The sequence below is a fragment of the Streptomyces mesophilus genome (assembly GCF_011044995.1).
Lineage (GTDB): Bacteria > Actinomycetota > Actinomycetes > Streptomycetales > Streptomycetaceae > Streptomyces > Streptomyces mesophilus.
Genome location: NZ_JAAKZW010000027.1, coordinates 41,177 through 50,405 on the forward strand (window position 1 = coordinate 41,177; position 9,229 = coordinate 50,405).

Here is a 9,229-nt window from a genome sequence, read left to right on the forward strand (position 1 = left end):
ACGCCTGCTGGTCGGTCAAGGCCGCGCGGCGCTCAGCACCACGAGCAGCGGGACCACGCGCCCCGCCGGCACCTCGTAGCGGCCGCGCCCGGTGGTGTGCAGCCAGCCCGCGCCGGTCAGTTGGCGCAGGTGGTGGTAGATCTGGCCGGTCGTGCCGGTCTCCTCGAGACCGGCCAGCTCTGCGGCGGTGCAGCGCCCGCCGAGAATTTCGCGCAGGAGCCGCAGCCGTACGGGATGGCCCAGCGCGGCGAAGGAGTCGGCGGCCAGTGACCAGTCGCGCTCGAACAGGTCCTCGGCCACAGCGCCGGTCTGCCACTCGTACCGCTGCCCGGTCGGCAGCCGTACGGCACCGGTGAACAGGACACCGCCGTCGGCCGCGCCGAGCTCCGCGAGCTGGGCCTTGAGTCCTTCGAGCGCCCAGAAGTCGCCCGTCGAATGCGTCACCGCGGCCGGCTCGGGGCGCTCCAGCGCGGCCATGCGCCGTTCAAGATCGGCGACGCGCTCTTCCAGATCCATGCCCCGACATTACGTAGTTACGTAATGCCGTGCAACCGTGCCCTGGAAGCGCGCACCGCGGTCCCTCCGTACACCCGCGCCTTGCCCTTGCCCGCCATCGTGAGCACCACGACGTCGGCCCCGTCGTACAACTCCCCGTAGAGGACGGCCTGGCGCGGCGCCTCCCTGCGGTTCCAGGGAATGCCGTTCCCCGACGAGCCCCGCAGCAGGGCCGGGCGTTCGCGCACGCGGTCGTACAGCAGGAACACCCGCTCCGGATCCCCCTCCGTCCGTACGGCGACGGTCGGCTCCTCGTTCTCGGAGACCAGGACGCGCAGCACCGGCTGGGGTTCGGACCGCAGGGCGCGGAGCCTGCGGTGCAGCAAGGTGCCGCGCGTGATCATCGCCAGGCCGGGGACCGTGAAAAGCAGGGACGCCATCTGCTGGCCCATCGCGTCATACGGCTGCGCCACGAGCCGCGCCCAGTCGCCGTCGGCCAGCACACCGGCCTCGCTGCCGGGCCGGAACTCCTCGGGGAAGGTGGCCGGAAGGCTGCGTACGGTGCCGTCCGGCATCCGCACGCGGAGCCGGCTGTCGCCGTCGGGGCCGAGCACCCGGGCGATGTGGCGTTCCGCGCCGCGCGCCCGCTCGGCCGACTCCCGCTCGGCCAGCACGCCTTGCAGCAGCACAAGTCCGCCGACCAGGCAGAACCCGGCGCCCGCCAGGACCCTTCGCAGCCCCTGCCTACTGCGCGGCAGCCGACTCGGTACGAGGGCGCGCAAGCCTCCCGTCGCCCACAGCGCAAGGTCCCGCTGCCGGGAACGGGACCGGATCCGCAGCAGGACACCCGCCCACACCAGGGCCATCAGGCCGGTGAGGAGCGCCATGACGACCTGGTCGCCGGCCGTGAACGCCGTGCCGTCGACGAGCGCCGTCACCAACCCGCCGACCCCCACCACAGGAAGCAGCGCGGCGGCGGCCCGGGGCAGCCGCCAGACGCAGTACGGAGCGGTCAGGATCAGCAGCATCGCGCCGTACGAGGCCCACTCGGTGCCGCACGGCGCGGCATCCGTACAGCTCGGGGTGTCGGTGCCCGATACGGCGATCACCGCGAGCACGGCCAGATACCCGGCGCAGAGCACCAGCGCGAGGAACCCGCCCCCGGCCCAGCGCGGCACACCCGCTGCCACCCAGCGGTCGGCGTCACCCGGCTCGAAGGGCAGGGATTCAGGCCGGTGACCGGCGGATATGGGGACGTACAGGGTGTTCACCGCCGCAGTATCAACCGGCGGTGCGCCCCTGACCAGAGCCGACAGAACGGCTCCTCCAGGGCGCCCACACACACCTCGGCCCCGCCCAGAACCCTGGACGGGGCCGAAGTCACGTACGACAAAAGGCGGTTACGGGTGCTACGCCAGCAGACCCGGAATCGTCGCCTCGTGCGCCTCGCGCAGCTCGCTCAGCTGAAGGCTGAACTCGCCCTGCAGCTCCACCACTGCAGTTGAATCAGACTCAGTCCCGTCGACGACGCCGATCCGCGTCGCCGGCAGACCCCGCGCACCGCACATGTCGGTGAAGCGGAGCTCCTCGCTGCGCGGAACGGCGACGACCGCACGGCCCGCCGACTCCGAGAAGAGGAAGGTGAACGCGTCGAGACCGTCCGGCACGACCAGGCGCGCACCCTTGCCGCCACGCAGGCAGGACTCGGTGACCGCCTGGATCAGACCGCCGTCGGACAGGTCGTGCGCGGCGTCGATCATGCCGTCGCGCGAACCGGCGATCAGGATCTCGCCGAGCAGCTTCTCGCGCTCCAGGTCCACGACGGGCGGCAGACCACCGAGGTGGTCGTGCACGACCTGGGACCAGGCCGAGCCGCCGAACTCCTCGCGGGTCTCGCCCAGGAGGTAGATCAGCTGGCCCTCTTCGGCGAAGGCCACCGGCGTACGGCGCGTGACGTCGTCGATCACACCGAGTACCGCCACGACGGGCGTCGGGTGGATCGCCGTCTCGCCGGTCTGGTTGTAGAGCGAGACATTGCCGCCGGTCACCGGGGTGCCGAGCTCCAGGCAGCCGTCCGCGAGACCACGGGTGGCCTCGGCGAACTGCCACATGACTGCCGGGTCCTCGGGCGAACCGAAGTTGAGGCAGTTGGAGATCGCGAGCGGCTTGGCGCCGGAGGCGGCGACATTGCGGTACGACTCGGCGAGCGCGAGCTGGGCGCCCGCGTACGGGTCGAGCTTGGCGTACCGGCCGTTGCCGTCGGTCGCCACGGCCACACCGAGGTTGGTCTCCTCGTCGATCCGGACCATGCCGGAGTCCTCGGGCTGGGCGAGGATCGTGTTGCCCTGCACGAAGCGGTCGTACTGGTCGGTGATCCAGGACTTGGAGGCCTGGTTCGGGGACGCGACCAGCTTGAGGACCTGCGCACGGAGCTCGTCCGAGTTCGCCGGACGGGCCAGCTTGTTGGCGTCGTCGGCCTGCAGCGCGTCCTGCCAGGACGGACGCTCGTACGGGCGGTGGTAGACCGGGCCCTCGTGGGCGACGGTCCGCGGCGGCACGTCCACGATCTGCTCGCCGTGCCAGAAGATCTCCAGCTGGGAGCCCTCGGTGACCTCACCGATGACGGTCGCGATGACGTCCCACTTCTCGCAGATCTCGAGGAAGCGGTCGACCTTGCCGGGCTCGACGATCGCGCACATGCGTTCCTGCGACTCGCTCATGAGGATTTCCTCGGGCGAGAGCGTCGCGTCACGCAGGTGGACGCGGTCCAGCTCGACGCGCATGCCGCCGGAGCCGGCGGACGCCAACTCGCTGGTCGCGCAGGAGAGGCCGGCACCGCCGAGGTCCTGGATACCGTCCACGAGGTTCTCGCGGAAGATCTCCAGGGTGCACTCGATGAGCAGCTTCTCCTGGAACGGGTCGCCGACCTGGACGGCCGGACGCCGGGACGGACCGGTCGAGTCGAAGGTCTCGGAGGCGAGCACCGAGACGCCGCCGATGCCGTCGCCGCCGGTGCGGGCCCCGTACAGGATGACCTTGTTGCCGGTGCCGGAAGCCTTCGCGAGGTGGATGTCCTCGTGCTTCATGACGCCCACGCACAGCGCGTTGACCAGCGGGTTGCCCTGGTAGCAGGAGTCGAAGACGACCTCGCCGCCGATGTTCGGCAGGCCCAGGCAGTTGCCGTAGCCGCCGATGCCCGCGACGACACCCGGCAGGACGCGCTTGGTGTCGGGGTGGTCCGCGGCGCCGAAGCGCAGCGGGTCCATCACGGCCACCGGGCGCGCGCCCATCGCGAGGATGTCGCGCACGATGCCGCCGACGCCGGTCGCGGCGCCCTGGTACGGCTCGATGTAGGAGGGGTGGTTGTGCGACTCGACCTTGAAGGTGACCGCGTAGCCCTGGCCGACGTCCACGACGCCCGCGTTCTCACCGATGCCGACGAGCAGGGCATCGCTCTCGGGGGCCTTCTCGCCGAACTGCTTCAGGTGCACCTTGCTGCTCTTGTACGAGCAGTGCTCGGACCACATGACCGAGTACATGGCGAGCTCGGCGCCGGTGGGACGGCGGCCGAGGATCTCGCGGATCCGGGCGTACTCGTCCTCCTTGAGGCCGAGTTCCTTCCAGGGCTGGGAGACGTCGGGGGTCCCGGCCGCGTGCTTGACCGTGTCCAGAGTCATCAGGCAGTGACCAGCTTCTTGAGGATCGAGGTGAAGAATCCGAGCCCGTCGGTACGGCCGGTGCCGACCAGGGGCTCGACCGCGTGCTCCGGGTGCGGCATGAGGCCGACGACGTTGCCCGCCTCATTGGTGATGCCGGCGATGTCGCGCAGCGAGCCGTTGGGGTTCATGTCCAGGTAGCGGAACGCGACCCGGCCCTCCGCCTCCAGCTCGTCGAGCACGCGCTCGTCGGCGACGTAACGCCCGTCCATGTTCTTGAGCGGGACCTGGATCTCCTCGCCCTGCTCGTAGTCGGACGTCCAGGCCGTGCCCGCGTTCTCGACGCGCAGCTTCTGGTCGCGGCAGATGAAGTGCAGGTGGTTGTTGCGCAGCATCGCGCCGGGGAGCAGGTGCGCCTCGGTGAGGATCTGGAATCCGTTGCAGATACCGAGAACGGGCATGCCCGCCTTGGCCTGCTCGATGATCGTCTCCATCACCGGCGAGAAACGGGAGATGGCCCCGGCCCGCAGGTAGTCGCCGTAACTGAAACCGCCGGCGAGCACGACCGCGTCGACCTGCTTGAGGTCCTTGTCGCGGTGCCAGAGCGAAACGGCCTCGGCGCCCGCGAGCCGCGCGGCGCGCAGCGCGTCCTGGTCGTCGAGCGTCCCGGGGAAGGTGACGACGCCGATACGAGCGGTCACTTGGACTCCTCGACCTTCACGACGAAGTCCTCGATGACGGTGTTGGCGAGGAAGGTCTCGGCCATTTCGTGGATACGGGCGAGCGCGGCCTCGTCGACGTCCCCATCGACCTCGAGCTCGAAACGCTTGCCCTGACGTACGTCCGCGATGCCGTCGAATCCGAGGCGCGGCAGTGCACGCTGCACCGCCTGGCCCTGGGGGTCGAGGATCTCCGGCTTGAGCATGACGTCGACTACGACGCGTGCCACGGGCACTCCCGGTGTGCTGGTGCTGAGCCGGCGCTTCAGCGGCGATGCTGAGCGTGGCTGCAGCACGATGCTGAGCTGGTCGGTTCAGCGTATCCGACGTAAATTTCTACCCGCGTAGACTCGTAGGTTCCTACGTGATCGCGCTCACTTTTACGGTGATCTCCGCGGCCCGCCACGGCCGGTTAGCCGAGCAATGGGCAGGGAAAATTCCGGGAAACCCAGCAAGAAACCTACGGCGTTCCATTGCGCCCGGACACGCGGAGAGATTTAGTCGGTCTTCCCCATGCAATGCTCGGCACTGTACAAAGGATTCGTCGGCGGATTCGCGGGCAAATAAGCGAAAGCCGGATCATGGGCCTAAAGTGCCGATAACGGCTGGGAAAACGGGGCGTCGACCGGCATGCGGGCGCGACAGAAGCGCATGTCAGGCCGACATCGAAGCGGTGATTCCGCAGGAAAGGACCGATATTCGTGGCGCAGCGTGTCGTGGTCACTCTCTTTGACGACATCGACGGCTCAGAAGCGGCGGAAACGGTCGCCTTCGGTCTTGACGGCAAGTCGTACGAGATCGACCTCAATCAAGCCAATGCCAAGAAACTGCGCAAGACGCTCGCTCCGTACCTGGAGGCGGGCCGCAAGCAGTCGGGGCGCGGCACGGGCAAGGCGAACAAGACCGTGAAGCACACCGCGGTCGCGGCGGACCCGGCGGCGGTCCGGGCCTGGGCGCGGTCCAACAAGATGGACGTGCCGGCCAGGGGACGCATCCCCAAGAAGGTCTACGAGGCCTTCGAAGCCGCCAACTGAGGCCCCCGGACCCGGGTTCGCGGAGCCCCGGACCACTACCGACTTGCATTGCACCCCCGCAGGTCGGCTAGAGTCTGGAACGCGCCGCGGGGCCCGGGAGACCGGACACCACGGAGAACGCGCGGGTGTAGTTCAGTAGTAGAACACCCCCCTTCCAGGGGGGAGGCGCAGTGTGCAATTCCTGTCACCCGCTCCGATACGAGGCTCCGACCACTCCTGTGGATCAGGTAGTCTTGTATCAGCGCCGCCCGGTGAGAGCCGGACGGATGCTGTGCGAACGTAGCTCAGTTGGTAGAGCGCAACCTTGCCAAGGTTGAGGTCGCGAGTTCGAACCTCGTCGTTCGCTCCATATCGAAAGCCCCCGGGAAACCGGGGGCTTTCGGCGTTTGCGGATCCGCTCATGACAGATGTCATCCCAGGTCATGACGGCCCGCACTGCCCGCGTCACTTGATCGCGGGGAGGCTTGAGGCATGAACACCACCACCGAAGAACGCGTGATCGACGTCACCGATCTGCGACGCACGTACGCGGGCGGCTTCGAGGCGGTACGGGGGATCTCCTTCCATGTCGGCAAGGGCGAGCTGTTCGCTCTGCTCGGCACCAACGGCGCGGGCAAGACCTCCACCGTCGAACTCCTCGAAGGGCTCGCGAAGCCCGCCGCGGGGCAGGTCCGGGTGCTCGGACACGACCCGTACAGCGAGCGGGCCGCGGTGCGGCCGCGGATCGGCGTGATGCTGCAGGAGGGCGGGTTCCCGTCCGAGCTCACCGTCAGCGAGAGCGTACGGATGTGGGCCGGCTGCACCAGTGGCGCGCGGCCGGTCCGTGAGGCGCTCGAACTCGTCGGTCTGGCCCGCAGGGCGGACGTCCGCGTGAAGATGCTCTCCGGCGGCGAGAAGCGGCGGCTCGACCTGGCGATGGCGCTGCTCGGCCGCCCCGAGGTGCTGTTCCTCGACGAGCCGACCACCGGGCTCGACGCCGAAGGGCGCGTCGACACCTGGGAGTTGGTGCGCGCGCTGCGGGCGAACGGCACCACCGTGCTGCTCACCACCCACTACCTCGAAGAGGCCGAGATGCTGGCCGACCGGCTGGCGATCCTGCACGAGGGACGCATCGCGCTGACCGGCACCCCCGGCGAGGTGACCGCGACCCAGCCGTCCCGGATCTCCTTCGAACTGCCCGACGGCTACTTCGTGGGGGATCTCCCGCCGCTCGGCGAACTCGGCGTGACCGGGCACGAGACGGACGGACAGACCGTGCGGCTGCGCACGCCCGAGCTCCAACGGTCCGCCACCGGGCTGCTGTTGTGGGCCCAGGAGGCCGGAGTGGAGCTGCGCCGGCTCGATGTGCGGCCCGCCTCGCTCGAAGAGGCGTTCCTGCAGATCGCCCGCGAGGCGCGGGACGGAAAGGCCGCAGAGGAAGCCGACGCCGTACGTACGAAGGAGTCCGTGGCATGAGCACCACCACCCTCACCACCCCCGCGGCACGCACCACTCCGGCGGGACGGATGACCGCGCTCGCGCGCACCGAGCTGACGCTGCTCGGACGGGCGAAGGGCACCTTGGTGACCGCGCTCATCGTGCCGCTGATCCTGCCGTTCAGCGTGCAGGCCACCGTCAAGGAGTCGACGCTCGAAGGCACCGGCGTCAACGTCGGCGAGCTGCTGCTGACCGCGGCGGTCGGCTTCTCGCTTCTCTTCGCGGTCTACAGCGCTCTGGTGACCACCTTCGTCGTACGCCGTGAGGAGCTGGTCTTCAAGCGGCTGCGTACCGGCGAACTGCGCGACCAGGAGATCCTCGCGGGCGCCGCGCTGCCCGCCGCGCTGATCGGTCTGCTGCAGTGCGTGGTCGTGACGGTCGGGGCGACCCTGCTGCTCGACCTGGGAGCGCCGCCCGCCGTGTACTGGGCCGTGCTCGGTGTGCTGCTCGGCCTCGTGATCGCCGTCGGCCTCGCCGCGGTGACCGCGGGACTCAGCAAGACGGCCGAGAGCGCCCAGGTGATGGCGCTGCCGATGGTGTTCGTCTCGATGATCGGCTCCGGGATGACCGTGCCGCTCGAGGTGTTCCCCGACCGGCTTGCGTCCGTCCTCGAACTGCTGCCGTTCTCGCCCGTGATCACGCTCGTGCGCGGTGGCTGGACCGGCACCCTGTCCACGGGCGACGCGCTGTCGGCGCTGGCCGTGGCGGTGGCCTGGATCGTGGTGGCGGTGTTTGCTGTACGACGGTGGTTCCGTTGGGAGCCGAGGCGCTGAGCGGGGAGAGCGACAACGTGCTGGAGCGGTATCGGCGGTGGCGCAAGGGCGTCTGGGACGAGCGCAGCCATGTGGAGCGCATGGAGTTCCAGAGCCTGATCATCGTGCGGCTCATGGTCTGGTTCTTCTTCCTGGCCTGGCTGGTGATGCCGGTCGCCCAGCTCGTCTCGGAGCCGCCCGGGCTGCCGCTGCTGCTCGGTGTGCTGCTCCTGATCTGTGCGACCGCCCAGTGCGTGCTCTCCTGGCGGCTGCTGCCGCTCGCGTTCGGCGAGTATCTGGGCCGCGGCACCGTCCCGGCCCGGAGCTGGCTGCTCGCCGGTGCGCTGATGGCCGGCACGCTCGCCCTCGATCTCGGGCTCGAGGCGACCGGTGCGCTCGACAAGGAGTTCACCGTCTTCGTGGCGCTCTTCGCGGTCATCCCGTACACCGCCGAACGCTGTCTCACCATGCCGCTGCGTACGTTCCAGCAGTGGAGCCTGGCCGCCGCCGTGGTCGTGACCGGCGCGTTCGCCCTCGTCGGGGTGCGCGACATGTCCCTGCTCGGCTACGCGGTGGGGGTCTACGGCGGAGCCATGATCTGCCTGGCCAGCATCCGCTGCTCCGCCTGGAGCCTCGGGGTGATGTGGCAGGCGGAGCGCGGCCGCGAGGCCCAGGCGCGGCTCGCGGTCGCCGAGGAGCGGCTGCGGTTCGGGCGGGATCTGCATGACGTGATGGGCCGGAATCTGGCGGTGATCGCGCTGAAGAGCGAGCTCGCCGTGCAGCTGGCCCGACGCGGACGGCCCGAGGCCGAGGAGCAGATGATCGAGGTGCAGCGGATCGCCCGGGAGTCCCAGCGGGAAGTGCAGGAAGTCGTACGCGGCTATCGCGAGGCGAGCATCGGATCCGAACTGGCCGGCGCGCAGGCCGTGTTGACCGCCGCCGGGATCGACTGCCGGGTGACCGGCGCCGAGGCGGCGGACGAGCTGCCGACGGGCGCCCACGCGGCGCTCGGCTGGGTGGTCCGCGAGGCGGCCACCAACGTGCTGCGGCACGGGGACGCGACGTGGTGCGCCATCACGCTGCGGGTGGGGGCGGGG

General features: G+C 69.7%; 9 protein-coding genes and 2 tRNA genes. 6 read left to right on the forward strand and 5 right to left on the reverse strand.

The window, feature by feature from the left end; genetic code table 11:
- Positions 1-15 precede the first annotated feature (15 nt).
- The 5 genes from G6045_RS10590 to purS form a co-directional block, all read right to left on the reverse strand.
- Positions 16-516: an ArsR/SmtB family transcription factor gene (locus G6045_RS10590; protein ID WP_165331616.1), complete on the reverse strand. Its 501-nt coding sequence runs from the start codon at positions 514-516 to the stop codon at positions 16-18.
- A gap of 17 nt (positions 517-533) precedes the next feature.
- Positions 534-1,766 (reverse strand): hypothetical protein, encoded by a 1,233-nt coding sequence (locus G6045_RS10595; protein WP_165331617.1) that lies wholly within the window; start codon positions 1,764-1,766, stop codon positions 534-536.
- Between the two features lie 138 nt (positions 1,767-1,904).
- A complete protein-coding gene (gene purL / locus G6045_RS10600) occupies positions 1,905-4,172 on the reverse strand; it encodes a phosphoribosylformylglycinamidine synthase subunit PurL (RefSeq protein ID WP_165331618.1) in 2,268 nt (755 codons plus the stop codon).
- Positions 4,172-4,852 carry a phosphoribosylformylglycinamidine synthase subunit PurQ gene (purQ, locus tag G6045_RS10605; RefSeq protein WP_165331619.1) on the reverse strand — a complete coding sequence of 227 codons (681 nt, stop codon included), beginning with the start codon at positions 4,850-4,852 and terminating at the stop codon, positions 4,172-4,174. Before purQ ends, purL begins: the two co-directional genes overlap by 1 nt.
- The gene (gene purS, locus G6045_RS10610) at positions 4,849-5,100 is read right to left on the reverse strand and encodes a phosphoribosylformylglycinamidine synthase subunit PurS (protein ID WP_165331620.1); all 252 of its coding nucleotides are present in this window, start codon (positions 5,098-5,100) and stop codon (positions 4,849-4,851) included. The genes purQ and purS overlap by 4 nt, the downstream gene beginning before the upstream one ends.
- 471 nt (positions 5,101-5,571) lie before the next feature.
- Between purS and G6045_RS10615 the strand changes: the two genes are divergently transcribed.
- The 6 genes from G6045_RS10615 to G6045_RS10640 form a co-directional block, all read left to right on the forward strand.
- On the forward strand, positions 5,572-5,904 hold the full coding sequence (locus G6045_RS10615; protein ID WP_165331621.1) for a histone-like nucleoid-structuring protein Lsr2: 333 nt from the start codon (positions 5,572-5,574) through the stop codon (positions 5,902-5,904).
- A gap of 121 nt (positions 5,905-6,025) precedes the next feature.
- A tRNA-Gly gene (locus G6045_RS10620) sits at positions 6,026-6,097 on the forward strand.
- An 80-nt stretch (positions 6,098-6,177) separates the two neighbouring features.
- Positions 6,178-6,253 (forward strand) — tRNA-Gly (locus G6045_RS10625).
- Between the two features lie 122 nt (positions 6,254-6,375).
- The gene (locus tag G6045_RS10630; protein ID WP_165331622.1) at positions 6,376-7,359 is read left to right on the forward strand and encodes an ABC transporter ATP-binding protein; all 984 of its coding nucleotides are present in this window, start codon (positions 6,376-6,378) and stop codon (positions 7,357-7,359) included.
- Positions 7,356-8,153: an ABC transporter permease gene (locus G6045_RS10635; RefSeq protein WP_165331623.1), complete on the forward strand. Its 798-nt coding sequence runs from the start codon at positions 7,356-7,358 to the stop codon at positions 8,151-8,153. The genes G6045_RS10630 and G6045_RS10635 overlap by 4 nt, the downstream gene beginning before the upstream one ends.
- Positions 8,126-9,229 (forward strand): sensor histidine kinase (locus G6045_RS10640; protein ID WP_165331624.1); only part of this gene is annotated, 1,104 nt, incomplete at its 3' end. The genes G6045_RS10635 and G6045_RS10640, both read left to right, overlap by 28 nt.